The following is a 15,497-nucleotide window of genomic DNA, read 5'->3' on the forward strand; positions in this document are numbered from 1 at the left end:
GCCTCAGGCGGCCGCCTGCTGGTGGCGCGGGGCTTTCCAGTTCCAGGGCAGGAGTTCGTCGAGGCGTTTGGCCGGATGCTCCGGCAGCCGTGCCAGAACATCAGCCAGCCAGGCCCGTGGGTCGACCTCATTGAGCTTGCAGGTCTCGACCAGCGTGTACAGCGCTGCCGCCCGATGGCCACCCACATCCGAGCCGGCAAACATCCAATTCCGGCGCCCGACCGCAATGCCACGGATTGCCCGTTCGGCCGCATTGTTCGACAGGCAGACCCGCCCATCCTCAAGGAAGAGCGCGAACGCAGACCAACGCCGGAGCATGTAGTCGATGGCTTTGGCCGTCTCGCTCTTGGGCGACAGCCGTCCACGCTGAGCTCGCAACCAGCTCTCCAAATCGTCGACGAGGGGCTTGGACTGAGCCGCACGGACAGAGCGTCGCTTGTCAGGCGGTCGGCCGTTGATCTCACGCTCGATTGCAAACAGCGCATCCATGCGCTTGACCGCCTCAACCGCGATCGGCCCCTTCTTCAACTCGGCCAACTCGAAGAACTTGCGCCGCGCATGCGCCCAACACGCCGCCTCAGTCGCAGCCCCGATCACGCGGCCTGGCTCATACAGCTGCCCGAAGCCGGAATAGGCATCCGCCTGCAGAAGGCCGCTGTAGCTCTTGAGAAAGCCCTGTGGATGCTCACCCTTGCGATCGGCCGAGTAGAAATACACGGCCGCCGGCGGATCAGCCCCGGCAAAGGGGCGGTCATCGCGCACCACCGTCCAGAGCCGCCCGGTCTTCGTATTGCCCTTGGCCAGCACCGGCACCGGCGTGTCATCGGCATGCAGCCGCTCAGCCTTCATCACATGCTCGGCGATCAGCGCGCTCAAAGGCTGGGTTGCAACCGCGACGGCACCCATCCAGTCGCACAGGGTCGAGACATCGAGATCGACGCCTTCCTGGGCGAACACCGCGCTCTGGCGGGTCAGCGGCAGATGCAGCCCGAACTTGCCGACCGTGATCTCGGCCAAAAGATGCGGGCCGGCGCGGCCGCGGGGAATGGCATGGAACGGCGCCGGTGTCTCGGTGATCGTCTCGCACGCCGCACAGCAGAACTTCTCGCGGACCGTCTCCACCACGACCCAGCGCGCCGGGATGCGCTCCAGGGTCTCGGTCACGACTTCCCCGAGCTTGCGCAAGCCGCCGCCACAGCAGGCACAGGCGGTCGGGCCAGGAAGGACCATGCGCCGGCGCGGCAGGTGCCCGGGCAAGGGCCGGCGGGCAGGCTTGGCCCGCTTCAACTCCTCGAGTGTCCACTGCGGAGCCTCCGGCGCTGCGGCGGCATCCTTCGCCTCGGCGTCGGCATCCATGTGGGCGGCGCTTTCCTCCAGGTCCTCCAGAGCGAGCAGCAATTGTTCGAGACGGGCACTGCGTTCCGACGAGGTGCCGAAGTGCTGGCGGCGCAACTTGGCAATCTGCAGCTTGAGCCGCTCGATCTCCAGCTCCAGGGCATAGCGGGCAGCGTGGGCCTGGGTGACTTCGAGCCGGGCCACCTCCAACGCAGCCCGAGCGATCTCCAGATCACCGGCGCGGGCTTCGGCTGCCAGACGGGCGGCGCGCTCGGCGCGGATCATCGCGTGAGCCTCGGTCAGACTGGCGGGAAGCGGATCAGGGTGATTTGCCACGCTTTGAGTGTGCCACGAACCTGTTGCGTAGCAAGGCTTTGTTGCTCATCCGGCGGCAGACGGACGCCAGGTCTGCTGGGGATTGCGCCAGTCGATGCCCTCAAGCAGATAGCCCAACTGCGCGGTGGAAATCGACACCGTGCCGTCTGCCGGTGAGGGCCACAGGAAACGGCCACGATCGATGCGCTTTGAGAACAGGCATAGGCCCTGGCCGTCATACCAGAGGACCTTGATCAGATCGCCGCGCCGGCCACGGAAGACAAACAGACTGCCGGAATGCGGATCACACTTGAGCGTCTCCTGCACGAGCAGGGACAACCCGCCGAAGCCTTTGCGGTTATGCGGAGCTCCGCATAAGCGTAATTATGTGGAGTGCCAGATTATGCGGAGTCCGCAGCGGCAATCCCTTGCCGGCTGCGGTGTTCAGGTAGCAATCACTCGACATAATTCGTCGATCAGCCGATCGACTTCAGCATCGCCAGTAGCTTGTCGGGCGCGCGGAAGCGACCCGGCCTGAGCGACGGCGGCGCCATCGCGGCAAGCGCCTCGAGCTTTTCGGTCGGATCGGCTCGCAGATAGATCTCCGTGCTCTGCAGACTGGCGTGGCCAAGCCAGAGCGACACTTTGCGAACATCGCGCGTCGCTTGCAGGGTGTGCATGGCGCAGGTATGGCGCAAAACATGCGGAGTGACGCGCTTGTCGGCGATGGAGGGCAACTTCTGCGCCGCGGTGGCTACGTGCTTGGCGAGAATATATTCGAACCCGGATCGGGTCATCGCCCGGCCTGTGGCATTGAGGAAGAGCTCGGCATCGCCGCTCGCCGGGCGGACTGCCAGCCAAGCCTTCAGCGCCGCCGTTGTCTCCTTCCACAGGGGCAGTATACGCTCGCGGCGTCCTTTGCCCATGACATGGATGCTGGCGACCATTTGGCGGTCGATCTGATCGAGGCGCAGGCTGACAAGTTCGGAGACGCGCAGGCCCGCGGCGAAGGCCAAGTGGAGCATCGCCCGATCCCGGATACCGGCGACCTGACGCGGGTTCGGCGCATCAAGCAGAGCCTGCATCTCCGCGCGTGTGAGATGGCTGACGAGCGCCTCATCGGCCTTCTTCATCGGGATCGCCCGGACCCGGCGGGCCTGGTCCAGACAGGACGGGACCCGGTACTCGAGGAAACGGAAGAACGAGTGGATGGCGGCAAGGCGGGCATTGCGGGTGCGCGCCGAGTTACCCCGCGCCTCCTCGATGTGCTCGAGGAAAGCCAGGAGGAGCGGCGGATCGAGCTGCTCGATCGCGAGGCGGGACGGCGTCGTCCTCAACCGGGCAGCCGCGAAGCACAGCAGCAGTCGAAAGCTGTCGGCGTAGGCCTCACACGTGTGCGGGCTTGCCCGCCGCTCATGGAGAAGATGGGTTTGTAGGAAGGTGGCGAGATGGGGAGCCAGCGCGGTCATGGAGCGGCTCCCTGGTGCAAAGCCTCACCGGCGGATGCAATCTGCCCCATGAGGGTCGGCGTTGCCTGCAGGTACCAGTAGGTGTCGGTGACATGGGCGTGACCGAGGTAGGTGCTGAGCGCGACGATATGGCGGCCAACGGCGTCGCGATCAGGCCGACATTGCTCCAAAGAGCGGACGGCGAAGGTGTGCCGCAGATCGTGAATACGAGGTCCCGGCTGACCGGGCTGCCCTCTCAGGCCGGTTGATCGGGCCAGGCGGAGGAAAATGGCAATTACCGTAGGATAGGACGGCGTCGTTCCTGTATTGGAAACGAACAGGGCGTCGTCCCAGGTCCCGAGCCGCTGGCGCGCTGCCACATACCGATCCAGGGCTTCCCACGTGGTGGCGTGGAGTGGCAGCAAGCGGCTCTTTTGGAATTTGGTTTGCCGGATCACCAGCCCATCGGCCGTCAGGTCATCAAGGCGGAGAGCGAGGGCTTCGGAAACGCGCATGCCGGTGGCGGCAAGAAGGCCGAACAGGGTCTCGTACAGCAGCGGCCTGATCGAGCCTGAGGGCTTGAGGCGGGCCGCCGCTCGCATCAGCGCGGTGATCTCATCGACCGTATAGATGTGCGGGATCCGCCGCTCGAACAGGCCACGGCCCAGGGCATCGGCGGGCGGAATCTCATGACACCGATTCTCGGCCGACAGCGCCAGGGCAAAGCGCCGGACCGTCAGCAAGCGATTGCGACACTGCTGCGGTGAAGGGGCGAGCGTCGCCCATTCGAGCACGCGCGCCGTTTGAACATACCGGTCGCCGTTGCCTTCCGCGAAGGCAACAAAGCTCTTGAGCAACGAGTGCTGGACGCGGAACTTGAAGCCCAGATGCTGCTGCAATTCCGCATAGCGTGCGAGGTTCAGGCTCAGCATGACACACTCCCCGGCCAGGGCTGAGCGATCTGAAGCAGCATATCGACGTCCACCTTCGCGTAATGGGCGGTGGTGTCGATCGATCGGTGGCGAAGCACGGTTCCGATCATGTCCAGGGTGGCGCCGGCGCGCAGCATGCCGGTCGCTGCGGAGTGCCGAAGCAGATTGGTGCCTCGGGACGGCGGGTCATCGATGCCGGCCCTCTCAAGAGCAAGGCTCACAATGCTCGAGACGCTCGCGCTCGCCAATGGCCGATACGGTGCAACTATCCGCAAGAAAATCTGCTCACAGGCGGCGAGCGGCCGGGCATCTCGGAGATAGGCGATGATCGCGTCGCCTGCGTCCTGGGGGAGTGGAAGCCGGATCTCACGACGGCCTTTGCCGCGGACCCGCAGGGTGCCTTCTTGCCAGTCGATGTCGTCGAGGCGCATGCCTGCAATGTCGCCGGCGCGCAGGCCGAGACGGGCCAGCAGCAGAAGCACCGCGCGGTCACGGATGCCCATCGACGTCGTGACGTCGCACGACCCAATGACCCGCTCGACGTCCGCGCTGGGGATGTAGCGCGGCAACGCTGACAGCCGCCATTGCGGGATTGTCGGGATGGCCTGATCAAGTCCTGGACGGCACAGGCCGTGGGCAGCCAGATATCGAAGATAGCCTCGCAGTGCCATCGTCATGGTCTTGAGGTAGGCGTGCGAACTTCGCTTTCCCTCGTCCAGGATCACCTGTCGGACAAGAGCAGCATCGTACTGCATGGAATCGGGGCCGAGAGCAGGAAGCAGGCGCATGACCATACGCCCGTGGCGCCAGACCGTGCGCTCCGAGATTCCGCGATGCCGCCTCAGCCAGGCCTGGAAAGCAAGGATCACATCTTCGTTGGGACGCGGTGGCTCCTGTTCCAACAGTGTCACCGCTCCGCATTCCGCCAGGAAGCCAACGAACCGGCGAGCGCGGTTGACGTATTTGACTGACAGTCGAGCGGCCTGCCGGATACCGGGGCAACGGCATCGATGCTGCGCAAACCGGTGAATGACACTGTCGTCAATCTCAGCGACGGCGATCTTCCTGTTCTGCAGCCATTGTCCGAAATGACGAGCCGAGGCTTCGTAGCCTGACACTGTGAGGCGGGTGTGCCCCAGACTCGACAATCGGTCCGTGAACGCCACCACGAACGGCCGCAAGGCACCTGGGTTCATCAGTTGCGTGCAGTCCGGCAGAACTTCCGTCGATTTTGGCACGTGTGCTCTCCTCTCGAGCTCAAAAAGAACGTCGAGAGACGACAACAATTATGCCAAGTGGGGAAGGCTCTTGAGCACTCTAAGCTATTGGATAAAAAGGGCGAAGCCGCTCGGCCCGCTGCGGACTCCGCATAATCTGGCACTCCACATAATTGCGCATATCAGTGTGGCCGGTGGCCAGCCACACGCGCACGCCGGTGGGCACCGGGATCATGCCAGGCTCTCCACGACCTGCAGGACCCGCCGCAGCGCCTCGGCATCGACATCGCGGTCAACGCGCACGACACAGCGCCTGCCCATGACGATCTCGATCAAGCCCTGCGGCTGCTCCACAGTAGGGGCCGAGGCCGGATCCGTCGCCGCGGGGCCCATCTGGACCATCTCAGAGGCGACAAGGGACGGCAGCTCCGAGGCTCCCGGGATGCCGATCACGCCCAGCTGAGCAAGGCGGCGCCACTTGAACACCTGGCTCGGAACCAGACCGTGCTTGCGGGCGACCGCCGAGAGACTGGCACCGGGCTGGCAGGCTTCAGAGAGAATAGAAAGCTTCTGCTCCGTGGTGAACCGGCGCCGCCGTTCCAACCGGTTCACGACATCAACGGCAATGAAGGTCATCGATCTTGCAACATCGCTAGATCCAATCAGGAGCTGCAATCCCGCCTGAAACGATCGTTGCTCACAAGTGGGCAGTCACCGGATGCATACCAAGCAAACCTCGCTCGCAAAGAGAAAGTGCGGTCATCTGTGAAGTGGCCATGTTCAGAAACGAAACCCGCTACAAAAGGTTACGGAGGAGGCATTCAAAGCGAACGCGGTTGGAGGTAAACCTTGCTTGAGGCCGATCCATCCATGGTCCGCGACGATTGAAAACATGGAACAGAGCGGGGCGCTGACAGGCTGTTAAGATACGGCTCCTCCTCTTCCCGCCCTTGGGATCTGTGATACGAACCTTTATCGTTCTGGCAAGGAGTCCCGCTCAAGGTATAACCGATCGCGGCTTCACGTGGGGGAAAGCAGCAATCTATGGCCCGACGTAGGGCCATCGCGCAAAAATGTGGACCTGGTTTTCTCTGACGGGAACCTTCGGTTCCTCCAACCGATACGCAGATCACACAAGCAGTGCAGCAGATTGATGCCAATAGTGGAAGCCGCGTTTGGCTCGATGCTCTCGCGAGAGGCAAGATGGGAAAGGCAACAGGCTACCTGTTCAACGCTTTTGTGATGAGGCGGACAGCCGCGTTCCCACATACGGGGTTGAGACTTCGCTGAAAAAGCGTCAAATCACGGGTCATGCCGAACATATCGAAGTCCTGGACAATGGCCGTGGGTCTTATCGCTCTTGCTCTCGTCGGGGCAGGCGTCGCTTGGTACGGCCTTGCACCGCGCGATCCCATGGCGGCCGGCGCTGCCGAATGCCGCGCCTCGAAGCCGACGGCCGAGCGCCTGAAGCCGCTCGCCAAGGGCGAGATGGCGGCCGTTGGCGTGAGCAACGCCCCGAAACCGCCGCCGGTCATTGCCTTCATCGGCCCCGAGGGTCAGCCCATGAGTCTGTCTGACTTCAAAGGCAAGACGATCCTGGTCAATCTCTGGGCGACCTGGTGTGTGCCCTGCCGCGAGGAAATGCCGGCCCTCGACAGGCTGCAGGCGGAACTGGGCGGGCCCGATTTCCAGGTCGTGGCCATCAATGTCGACACTCGCAACCGCGACAAGCCCAAGGCTTGGTTGCAGGAGAACGGCATCAGGAATCTGGCTTATCACGCGGATCCGGAGGGCAAGCTGCTGCAGGTGCTGCAGAAGTCCGGTCATGTGGTGGGCCTGCCGACCACCTTCGTGGTCGATGCGTCGGGCTGCGAGATCGCCCTGCTGAAGGGGCCAGCGGAATGGGCCTCGCCCGACGCCGTCACCTTCGTGAAGGCAGCCTTGAACCGTCATTGAATGGCAGGAGTCGGGGTCACGCTGTATAAAGCTGCGCCGAAGCCTCGAAGCCCGTCAAGTCATAGTCTCAGCTTTCGCCTCTGACCACATCACTTCCAGCCAATCATACAACAGCCATCGTAACCAGGATTCCACCTGTATCAGCAGCCGCTTGGGCGCGGGCAGCGGTATTCACCACCGTTTCGATCATAGTCAGATCACTATGCGACCGACCGGCCGAGAGAGGGACGACATACAGGAACGGATGGGAAAAATCCTTAGGAACTCCGTGGATTGCTGAGCGCCCCATTATACTGAGTTAGGTTTCATAAAAATGTTCAACGAAATTCGCTTGTAGCCGCAAAGTTAGAATGTCCTGATCTCGCAAAGTAAGAGTGTCTCACTCCCCGCTTCTGATGTTGCACAATGCGATCAGTTTTGCAGGTCTGCAGGAAGGACTGCTCTTGACCTAACAGGTCGTCTAGGTAGGCGGTGGACACCAACTATCCGCTGATTAGGCTCGGAAGGACAATTATCAGGTCGCGAGAGAGGGAGCGTTCGACAGGGCAGGGGACAACAAAATGGCCGCTCCACCAGGAGCGGCCATTCGTATCCACGGGAAACCCGCACAGTGTCTTGAAGCGTCCTAAACCTTCAGATCGACTGCCGACTCTTTGCCGGTCCTGCGGTCGGACTCGACCTCGTAGGTGACCTTCTGCCCTTCGCTCAGACCTCTGAGGCCAGCGCGCTCAACTGCACTGATGTGCACGAAAACATCCTTGCCACCGCTGTCCGGCTGAATGAAGCCGTAGCCTTTGGTCTCGTTGAACCATTTTACAGTACCCGTCGCCATAGTCGTCTGTATTCCCTCTCCATCGGCCCGAATGGTGTCTTGCTACCACTCTGCCTGTGCCGCCATGTTCCCAGCGGAGGAAGGCTAGTTGCGGGACCAAGGGTTGGCAAGCATCAATGGAACGCCCGTCCTTGAGTTGCTCCACTATGAAATCTCGCTATTTCAGATCACAGGGACCGGACCGAACTGGGAGGACGATGATGTCGAGATCACTAGGTGGGCGCCGCCCAGGCGATCCACTGAAGGCTGCAGAGGCGGCGTTCAGGAAGGCGACAACGAAGCCGATCGAAGGGCCGCCGAAGGCTCGTTCCATTCCGGGCGTGAAGGAGACCGCCTCCCTGCGCGTCGACCAGGATGTGGTGGAGTTCTTCCAGGAGGACGGCCCAGGCTGGCAAGACCGGATCAATGCAGCCCTGAGGAAGGCCGCTGGCAAGTGAGTGACGGTCTCCTGAAGCAGGCCCGCCGTCTTCAGTGGCACACGATCTTGGCGCTGCTCCCTCTGGGATTAGCAGGCTGCGCCTCGTCTTCTATGGCCAGGCATCCAAGTGGATGGGCGTGCGAGGCAGGGGATCAGTCGATGGTTCGCGACACGCTCTACTTTGGCCGTAACCGCCCCAGCGGAGAAGCAGTTCGCGAGGCCGAGTGGCGGCGGTTCCTCAATGAGATCATCACGCCACGCTTTCCTGATGGCCTGACGGTGGTGAGGGCAACCGGGCAATGGCGGAATGCCAATGGCCACATCGAGCGGGAGGCCTCGGAAGTCGTGACCGTGCTTCACTCCGGTGATCCCACAGCACGGAGTAAGATCTCAGAGATCATTGCCGAATACAGGCAGCGCTTTGACCAAGAGGCCGTCCTGCGCGAGCGTACCGTCACCTGTGCACGGTTCTAGAAACGAAATTGGGGTCCCGTTGTGCGGATATCGCTTGCTAAGGGTGTCGAGAAAGAAGTTTTAGGCGCCTAAGCCAACCGTTCGCTGTGCACTCAACGCTCCGCAATGGGACGGGATGCGTCCGGTTTGAGGCATATGAGTCTCTTCGGACCACGGCTTTGGCTCAATGCCCCGACGGCCTTTCGCAAGATCGCCTTGACGTGCTCTTTCACAGCAGCTTCGTCAGAGCCGACGCCAGCCGCAATCTCGGCCTTTTCCTTACCGGCCATCAACAAAAGAAGGATCTGAGTTTCTGGATCCGTCAGGGAACGGGTCTGCGAGTGGTTGAGATTGACCGCGGACGGCAGCCCGTCTGCGCCGGGATACTGAATTGTTGAACGGCACCTGGCCATCATCACCCCTTACGGATCAACCCTTTGGTAACACTTTGCCTGTGGAGCAGGATGAAAGGCCATGGTGCTTCGGAGGTAAGGCAGCGGCTCGGCTCACTCTTCCGAGACAGCGCAAATGGCGCTGAGCGGAGAGCAGGGAGGAATGAAGGGGTGGTTCCTGACTTGCCCCCGTGCAGATCCTGCGGCGGGCGCGGAGGTCCGACGAGGAGCCCGGGAGGGCAGTCCATCCGTGCCGGCTCCCGGGGCTCGTCAAGAGCTGTCGTTAATAGACAGCTGGAGCCAGAGTGAGGTGATTTGCTGGAAGAGACAAGTGGCACGATTGGGGCGCTGCAGCGTGGCGCACGTTGACCATTCAAGGCCTGAAAGGGAAACGCCCTGGTTGAGGGCTGTCTGAAACCTCACCCAGGGCGTTGAGCGGAGGGTAAAGCGCCGCACCGGATCGAGATGGTTCGCATCAGGCCCGGGGGAAGCATCCTGAGCCGATAGAGTAAACATTCGGTGTGCTGGAATAGAGCGCCTCGGCTAAAGGCAGCACGATCAAACCTTCAATCAGGGGACCGGTGGCTCCAGATGGCTCGGGAGCCAGATCACACCAGCCGCCACAGCCATCAGGTGACGGCATGTCGCCTTCGCGCGATCATCGCAAGGCAGGCCGTGGCAATGGCCTTCGTGTCCGAGAGGTCGCAGCGGCCCGTCAGCCAGAGCTTTGCTAACTCCCGTGTGATTTCCAGCTTTTCTTCGGGACCATCCGCTGCTTAGCTTGAGGCATGAAACCCCATATCTTGGCCATTGCTCCAGCTCCAAAGGTCGATCACCGGGCCAACCGGCTCCTGGCGGCTTTAGATTCCGACGACTTTGCGACACTGGAGCCGCACCTGCACGGGGTCAGCCTGCGGCAGGATCAGGTGCTGTACGAGGCCGGCGATCCCCTGCGCCATGCCTTCTTTCCCCATGACACGGTGGTGTCGCTGGTGGCCGTGTTGAAGGATGGCCGCTCGGCCGAGATGGCGGTCTATGGCCGGGAAGGGGCGCTGGGCCTCGTCAGCTCCATGACAGCCCGCCAGTCCTTTGGGCGCTACATCGTACAAGCTGACGGGACCGCCTCGCAGATTGAGCTGGAGCGTCTGCACGAAATCATCAGCACCCGCCCAAAGGTGCGCCAGCTGGTGCTGAACTTTGCCGAAGCCATGATGGCCCGGGTGCTGCAGAATGTGGCCTGCAACGCGGTCCACAGTGTCGAGGCGCGGTGCTGCCGCTGGATCCTGAGCATGCACGACCGGCTCGACCGGGACACCGTACCGCTCACGCACGAGTTCCTGGCCGACATGCTGGGCGTACAGCGCTCCACCGTCAGCAGCATCGCACGAGCGCTGCAGGAGGCGGGTTTCATCAGGCAAGGCCGGGGTGTGATCACCGTAATGGATCGTACCGGCCTGGAGAGAGCTTCTTGCGAGTGCTACGGCACGGTGCGCCGCAGTTTCGAGCGGCTGCTGCCTTACACCTACCGGAACAACCCGGCGACTGATCTGCGCCGGCCGCGTCGTTGTTCCTGATCGTCGTGCCATGCCGGCTATTGAGAGCTGGCAGGACTCGCAGGCGACGTTGTGTGCGCTACCTGGGATCTGGGATAGGAGAGGGGAGCGTGATGTCCGATCACGTCTACAAGATCGTTGAACTGGTGGGCTCATCGCCCAGCAGCATCGAGGATGCGATCCAAACGGCGATCAAGCAGTCCGACCAGACCTTGCGCAACCTGCGCTGGTTTGAGGTGGTGCAAACCCGCGGGCAGGTGGAGAACGGCGAGGTTCAGCATTATCAGGTCGTGCTCAAGGCAGGCTTCACGCTGGAGGGCGAATACCCCTAACGAGGCGAAGCCAGCGAACCCATTCCGCCCCAAGGCGATACGGAGCTACCTTAGGGTTTCAATCTTAGTTCCTTGCGGAGAAATGTCGGCTGCGAGTGTCTGCTGCAGGATCCTGTCGCGGATCATCCGCTTCATGCTACCCACCCTGCGGGCCATGTCATACACCCGATCGTGGAGGGCTGTCACATCCGCCATGACCTGAAAGGGCGGCTCTGGCGGGAGCGGCCGCGCAAGGTACTTCTCCAACTCGGTTAGCAGAACCGCGATCGCCGTGGTGTCGTCGCACTCGCTGCAGTTCCGCCTCCAGCATGTCTGATGTCTCCTGTGTCCTTGCGGGAACTGCCAGTTGCGGATTGTGGGTGCACTGTTCCCAGACGCTACTGGGGCATGATGACAGCCAGGTAAGGCGCTGAGGGCTTCTCGTTTGCGCCAACCGGACCGGGCACCTGGTTCCTGACTGGCTTCAGGCTCTTGAGATAGCCGGCAAGAGCCTTGGCGTCCGCATCCGTGAGCTTGCTGTAGGAATGGTACGGCATGATCGGCATAAGCTGCCGACCGTCCGGCCTGACGCCGATTCGCACCGCCTTGATGATATCGGTCTCGCTCCACTTGCCGAGCCCCGTCTCCGGATCAGGTGTCAAGTTGGGTGGGTAGAAAATGCCGAGCCCTGGGATCTGGAAGCCGACCTCCGATCCCCCCAAGTAGCGCTGCATGTCGGGTTTGCCGAGGAAGGTGCCGGGAGTGTGGCAGCCCGTGCAATCCATGATGGTCACCAAATACTCGCCACGCTGCGTTTGGCTCTGTGCGAAGGCCGACGGGACTGACAGGAGGAGGCTGCAGGCTGCCAAAGCGGCCGAGATGAATGATCTCATGGAGCTTCTCTGACTGAGGTTGAATCCAGCCAAAGTGCCAGATGCCAATTGGGAGTGAAGTGCGCAGAAGGCGTAAACCGGCCTGAGCAGTTCCTTCGACTTCTTGTCAAAACTCCTAACGAATAGCGACGGAGACAATGCTAGCCCGGAACTACGGGCTCAAGATCGTTTTGGCCGCAACCCGCTGGAGGCATCAGGTTCCATACTTGGCGACGGCTGGGATGAACCGGTCGCGATTCGTGGCCGTGATCTCGCGGAAGCTCTTGCCGAGGGCCGCGAGATCGTTGCCGAGTCAGACCACGTGCCTGGCGTAGTGGCTGATAGTGCGAGGCGCCTAGTGACGCGCTTCGAGGTGGACGACGAAGTTGCGGATCTCAGGGATGAAGGCATTCCCGTCATAGGCAGTCCAGGTGACTTTGCCGCTGGGCAGAACAAGGCGCTGGAGATGCATGAGCGCGCTCTAACCGTCGTAGACAGGCTGAAGCTAACGGCGTCCACGATGGGCGGCAAACGCCCTCAGGAGGTACGTGAATGACGTCGTTGACATGAAGAAACATCCTGCAGCTGGTTCCATAAAAAATGTTCGACGAAGTTGCGATGTAGAACACCGTTAGAAAGGTCACCCTTCTCCCCGATACAAATGTCACTCGCCCTGTGTGGCTGGTTCTGGGGAGTGTCGAGTGATGACGGTGGTCACGATGAGCCGGCCGGAGATCGATCGGGTTCACGTTTTACGCGATGTGGTGGCAGACCGGATTTCAGTGCGCGAAGCCGCCCAACTGCTCCGGATCACACGCCGGCAGGTTTTTAGGCTCCTGAATCGCTATCGTGACCAAGGGCCGGCAGCTCTCATCTCGAAGAAGCGCGGCAAGCCGAGCAACCGCTCCTACCCGCCGGTCCTGCGCAGCGAGGCTCTGGCGCTGATCAAGGCGAACTACGCCGACTTCGGGCCGACGCTGGCTGCCGAGAAGCTCTCCGAGCGGCACGGCCTACATCTGGGCGTTGAGACGGTGCGGCGCTGGATGATCGCCGGTGGCATCTGGAAGGATCGGCGCCAGCGGCTCAAGCCCGTGCATCAGCCGCGCTATCGCCGGGAATGCGTGGGTGAGCTCGTTCAGATCGACGGCTCCGAGCACTGGTGGTTCGAGGACCGCGGTCCGCAATGCACCCTGATCGTCTTCATCGACGATGCGACCAGCCGGCTGATGTACCTGCGCTTCGTCGAGACGGAGTCGACCTTCGACTATTTCCATGCCACCCGCACCTATCTGGAGCAGTACGGCAAGCCGGTGGCGTTCTACTCGGACAAGCACGCCACGTTCCGGGTCAACAAGGTCGGCGCCACCCAGGGCGATGGCATGACCCAGTTCGGGCGAGCCCTGCATCAGCTCAACATCGACATCATCTGCGCCAATGCTCCGCAGGCCAAAGGGCGCGTCGAGCGTGCCAACGGCACCCTGCAGGACCGGCTGGTGAAGGAGATGCGCCTGGAGGGTATCTCGACCATGGAGGCGGCCAATGCCTTCCTGCCGGCCTTCATGGAGGATTACAACCGCCGCTTTGCCAAGGCGCCGTTCAGCGACAGGGATCTGCACCGTCCCCTCAACGAGCATGACGATCTCGACGACGTGTTCGCCTGGAAGGAGGAGCGCACGGTGACCTACAATCTGACGCTCCAGTACGACAAGGTAATGTTCATCCTCGAGCCCAACGCGATCACCCGGGCTTTGGCCCGCCAGCGGGTCACGGTCTACGACTATCCGGACGGACGGTTTGAGATCAAGCACAAGGGCATCTCCCTGCCCTACCGGATTTACGACAAGCTGCGCCAGGTCGACCAGGCGGCGATTGTCGAGAACAAGCGGCTCGGGCCGATCCTGGCCTATGTCGCCGAGCGGCAGAAGGAACTCGACATGAAGCGCAGCCAGAAAGCACCGCGCCGGCAGGGGCAGGGCAAGAGCATCTTCAAGGTCGGCTGAAGCCTGCTGCAGCCTTCCTGCTTGAAGCAACAAACCCCAGCAGATTTAGTCCCATTCCCGAGTTAAACTGGATATTCTCAGAACCCTTCCCTGCAACCCTGACCAGCTGTGCAGGGTTCTGAGCATGCCGTCGGAGCCATACAACAATGACTATACTGGTGACGTCTCTAACGGGGTCAAACAGAGACTTGTCTAATGAGTTCTGACATGCGACCCCGGCTTACCGCCTGTGGAACGCAGAAATCAGATTGCGCGTGACGCTCCCTAAAGAGATCGGCACCTTTGCCTCACCGCCACTCTTAAATTCGTAAGGAAAGCCTGAATCTTCCAAAAATTTGTTCAATTGGGTTAACTTTTCGTCCGAGCTATAGCAACTAGCGGAGCTCATCCAGCTCATAGCACTGTTTAGGATACCCCCCTGTCGGTTCCCATTGGTGTCGTGTCGTCTGTGAATCAAAAGAAGCGACCGCTGCTGACAGCGGCCGCCAAGTTTGCTGCTATACCAGGAAAATGGGTTGATAGCGTTTGAAGTTATACTCCTGATAGGTTGAAGAATACTTAGTACCGCCCGACTACCCAGAGGTAGAGCTATGTGTCCGCAGATGCGCATTGAAAGAGCAATGGCTCTACATTTTATGAACAGTTCAGAAATTCCAACATAGCTCAAGGCGAGTGTGTAGCTCTGCTATGACTGCGATCGCTTGCGCCATTGCCTTTGTCTGACCTTTCACCCTCTGCAACAATCTGAAGCATCTCATCGGGAAGCGGCCTCTGAAGTTTCAGGGCCTCTTCTGTCGGTGCGTTGAGCCAGATATCGTATTCCTCAGGCGTGGTCAGGATAACCGGCATGGCCTTTGGATGAATCGGTCCCACCACGCCATTTGGTTCCGATGTTAGAAATGAATAGAGCAGGTGTTCACCTTCAACAGGATCAGCCTTCGTTCCACGCACGCCGGTCCATGGCCGCCAGATGCCAGCAAACGCGGCAAGCGGGCGCTCTTCATTGAGGGCAAACCAAATGGGTTTCTTTCTCGGCTTGGTGTCGGCGTACTCTGGAAATGAAGTCAATGGCACGATGGCGCGGTACTGCGGCTTCAGCCAAGCACGCCAGAACGGCGAGCCCACATTGCGCACGTTCGTCACCGGATGGTTCCCGACCCTCGGCGGAGGGGGAAAGCCCCAGCGCATCTGGATCAGCTCGCGCTCGCCTTCATGGTTTCTGATGACCGGCGCCATCTGGTCCGGGAAGATCGCCGGCAGCGGCGGGACGTTGCCCGCGCTGTCTCGCGTGACATCGAACGCCTTTCGCATCGCGGCCTGTGTCGCATAGGTGCTATAGAGATTGCACACGGGTGGAACCCTCCGTCTCGGCATTCCGAGTTTCATCCCAAACGAGCGTGTCACCCGCAAACCTGACAATGTTGGATGCTTCGCGCAACCTATCAGGGTATATTCCTCGCAAT

Annotated in this window: 15 protein-coding genes and 2 pseudogenes; 6 read left to right on the forward strand and 11 right to left on the reverse strand. The window is 61.3% G+C overall.

What is annotated here, in order from left to right:
• Positions 1-3 precede the first annotated feature (3 nt).
• From JO965_RS41435 to JO965_RS41460, 6 genes and pseudogenes are all read right to left on the reverse strand, one after another.
• Entirely contained in the window at positions 4-1,620 is a 1,617-nt protein-coding gene (locus JO965_RS41435) for an IS66 family transposase (protein WP_203447466.1), read from the reverse strand.
• 96 nt (positions 1,621-1,716) lie between these two features.
• Positions 1,717-2,025: pseudogene (tnpB, locus tag JO965_RS41440) on the reverse strand (IS66 family insertion sequence element accessory protein TnpB); the annotation flags it as partial.
• 101 nt (positions 2,026-2,126) lie between these two features.
• Entirely contained in the window at positions 2,127-3,119 is a 993-nt protein-coding gene (locus JO965_RS41445) for a tyrosine-type recombinase/integrase (protein ID WP_203446863.1), read from the reverse strand.
• The gene (locus JO965_RS41450; RefSeq protein ID WP_203446864.1) at positions 3,116-4,030 is read right to left on the reverse strand and encodes a tyrosine-type recombinase/integrase; all 915 of its coding nucleotides are present in this window, start codon (positions 4,028-4,030) and stop codon (positions 3,116-3,118) included. Before JO965_RS41450 ends, JO965_RS41445 begins: the two co-directional genes overlap by 4 nt.
• Positions 4,024-5,268, reverse strand: coding sequence for a tyrosine-type recombinase/integrase (locus JO965_RS41455; protein ID WP_246777224.1), 1,245 nt, complete (start codon positions 5,266-5,268; stop codon positions 4,024-4,026). Before JO965_RS41455 ends, JO965_RS41450 begins: the two co-directional genes overlap by 7 nt.
• Before the next feature lie 210 nt (positions 5,269-5,478).
• The gene (locus JO965_RS41460; RefSeq protein ID WP_203446865.1) at positions 5,479-5,883 is read right to left on the reverse strand and encodes a transposase; all 405 of its coding nucleotides are present in this window, start codon (positions 5,881-5,883) and stop codon (positions 5,479-5,481) included.
• A 702-nt stretch (positions 5,884-6,585) separates the two neighbouring features.
• Here JO965_RS41460 and JO965_RS41465 point away from each other — a divergent pair.
• Positions 6,586-7,203 (forward strand): TlpA disulfide reductase family protein, encoded by a 618-nt coding sequence (locus tag JO965_RS41465; protein ID WP_246777225.1) that lies wholly within the window; start codon positions 6,586-6,588, stop codon positions 7,201-7,203.
• A 109-nt stretch (positions 7,204-7,312) separates the two neighbouring features.
• Here JO965_RS41465 and JO965_RS49880 read toward each other — a convergent pair.
• Positions 7,313-7,417 (reverse strand): annotated as a pseudogene (locus JO965_RS49880) (adenylate/guanylate cyclase domain-containing protein); the annotation flags it as partial.
• Between the two features lie 411 nt (positions 7,418-7,828).
• Positions 7,829-8,035, reverse strand: coding sequence for a cold-shock protein (locus tag JO965_RS41470; protein ID WP_203446867.1), 207 nt, complete (start codon positions 8,033-8,035; stop codon positions 7,829-7,831).
• 200 nt (positions 8,036-8,235) lie between these two features.
• Between JO965_RS41470 and JO965_RS41475 the strand changes: the two genes are divergently transcribed.
• Together JO965_RS41475 and JO965_RS41480 are read left to right on the forward strand one after the other, a co-directional pair.
• Positions 8,236-8,472, forward strand: coding sequence for a BrnA antitoxin family protein (locus tag JO965_RS41475; protein ID WP_203447467.1), 237 nt, complete (start codon positions 8,236-8,238; stop codon positions 8,470-8,472).
• Between the two features lie 140 nt (positions 8,473-8,612).
• Positions 8,613-8,927, forward strand: a complete 315-nt coding sequence (locus tag JO965_RS41480; protein ID WP_203446868.1) for a DUF3574 domain-containing protein — start codon at positions 8,613-8,615, stop codon at positions 8,925-8,927.
• A gap of 92 nt (positions 8,928-9,019) precedes the next feature.
• Here JO965_RS41480 and JO965_RS49885 read toward each other — a convergent pair whose 3' ends face one another.
• Positions 9,020-9,322 carry a LuxR C-terminal-related transcriptional regulator gene (locus tag JO965_RS49885; protein WP_371827005.1) on the reverse strand — a complete coding sequence of 101 codons (303 nt, stop codon included), beginning with the start codon at positions 9,320-9,322 and terminating at the stop codon, positions 9,020-9,022.
• Between the two features lie 764 nt (positions 9,323-10,086).
• Between JO965_RS49885 and JO965_RS41490 the strand changes: the two genes are divergently transcribed.
• The gene (locus tag JO965_RS41490; protein WP_203446870.1) at positions 10,087-10,872 is read left to right on the forward strand and encodes a Crp/Fnr family transcriptional regulator; all 786 of its coding nucleotides are present in this window, start codon (positions 10,087-10,089) and stop codon (positions 10,870-10,872) included.
• Between the two features lie 92 nt (positions 10,873-10,964).
• A complete protein-coding gene (locus JO965_RS41495) occupies positions 10,965-11,183 on the forward strand; it encodes a dodecin (RefSeq protein ID WP_203446871.1) in 219 nt (72 codons plus the stop codon).
• A 377-nt stretch (positions 11,184-11,560) separates the two neighbouring features.
• On the opposite strand, the gene JO965_RS41500 is transcribed toward JO965_RS41495, so the two are convergent.
• Positions 11,561-12,055 carry a cytochrome c gene (locus JO965_RS41500; protein ID WP_203446872.1) on the reverse strand — a complete coding sequence of 165 codons (495 nt, stop codon included), beginning with the start codon at positions 12,053-12,055 and terminating at the stop codon, positions 11,561-11,563.
• 683 nt (positions 12,056-12,738) lie between these two features.
• On the opposite strand from JO965_RS41500, the gene JO965_RS41505 reads away from it, so the two are divergent.
• Complete coding sequence (locus JO965_RS41505) at positions 12,739-14,034, forward strand: ISNCY family transposase (RefSeq protein ID WP_203446873.1); 1,296 nt, start codon at positions 12,739-12,741, stop codon at positions 14,032-14,034.
• A 663-nt stretch (positions 14,035-14,697) separates the two neighbouring features.
• Here JO965_RS41505 and JO965_RS41510 read toward each other — a convergent pair.
• Entirely contained in the window at positions 14,698-15,384 is a 687-nt protein-coding gene (locus JO965_RS41510; RefSeq protein ID WP_203447468.1) for an SOS response-associated peptidase, read from the reverse strand.
• Positions 15,385-15,497 lie beyond the last annotated feature (113 nt).

Source organism: Microvirga sp. VF16, from assembly GCF_016864375.1.
In the GTDB taxonomy this organism is placed as follows: Bacteria; Pseudomonadota; Alphaproteobacteria; order Rhizobiales; family Beijerinckiaceae; genus Microvirga.

Bases quoted from the DNA above. Each gene is read 5' to 3' on its own strand.
- JO965_RS41495 (WP_203446871.1), top strand. From the start codon at position 10,965: ATGTCCGATCACGTCTACAAGATCGTTGAACTGGTGGGCTCATCGCCC.
- JO965_RS49885 (WP_371827005.1), bottom strand. From the start codon at position 9,322: ATGATGGCCAGGTGCCGTTCAACAATTCAGTATCCCGGCGCAGACGGG.
- JO965_RS41490 (WP_203446870.1), top strand. From the start codon at position 10,087: ATGAAACCCCATATCTTGGCCATTGCTCCAGCTCCAAAGGTCGATCAC.
- JO965_RS41500 (WP_203446872.1), bottom strand. From the start codon at position 12,055: ATGAGATCATTCATCTCGGCCGCTTTGGCAGCCTGCAGCCTCCTCCTG.
- JO965_RS41435 (WP_203447466.1), bottom strand. From the start codon at position 1,620: ATGATCCGCGCCGAGCGCGCCGCCCGTCTGGCAGCCGAAGCCCGCGCC.
- JO965_RS41470 (WP_203446867.1), bottom strand. From the start codon at position 8,035: ATGGCGACGGGTACTGTAAAATGGTTCAACGAGACCAAAGGCTACGGC.
- JO965_RS41505 (WP_203446873.1), top strand. From the start codon at position 12,739: ATGACGGTGGTCACGATGAGCCGGCCGGAGATCGATCGGGTTCACGTT.
- JO965_RS41450 (WP_203446864.1), bottom strand. From the start codon at position 4,030: ATGCTGAGCCTGAACCTCGCACGCTATGCGGAATTGCAGCAGCATCTG.
- JO965_RS41480 (WP_203446868.1), top strand. From the start codon at position 8,613: ATGGTTCGCGACACGCTCTACTTTGGCCGTAACCGCCCCAGCGGAGAA.
- JO965_RS41465 (WP_246777225.1), top strand. From the start codon at position 6,586: ATGGCCGTGGGTCTTATCGCTCTTGCTCTCGTCGGGGCAGGCGTCGCT.
- JO965_RS41445 (WP_203446863.1), bottom strand. From the start codon at position 3,119: ATGACCGCGCTGGCTCCCCATCTCGCCACCTTCCTACAAACCCATCTT.
- JO965_RS41475 (WP_203447467.1), top strand. From the start codon at position 8,236: ATGTCGAGATCACTAGGTGGGCGCCGCCCAGGCGATCCACTGAAGGCT.
- JO965_RS41460 (WP_203446865.1), bottom strand. From the start codon at position 5,883: ATGACCTTCATTGCCGTTGATGTCGTGAACCGGTTGGAACGGCGGCGC.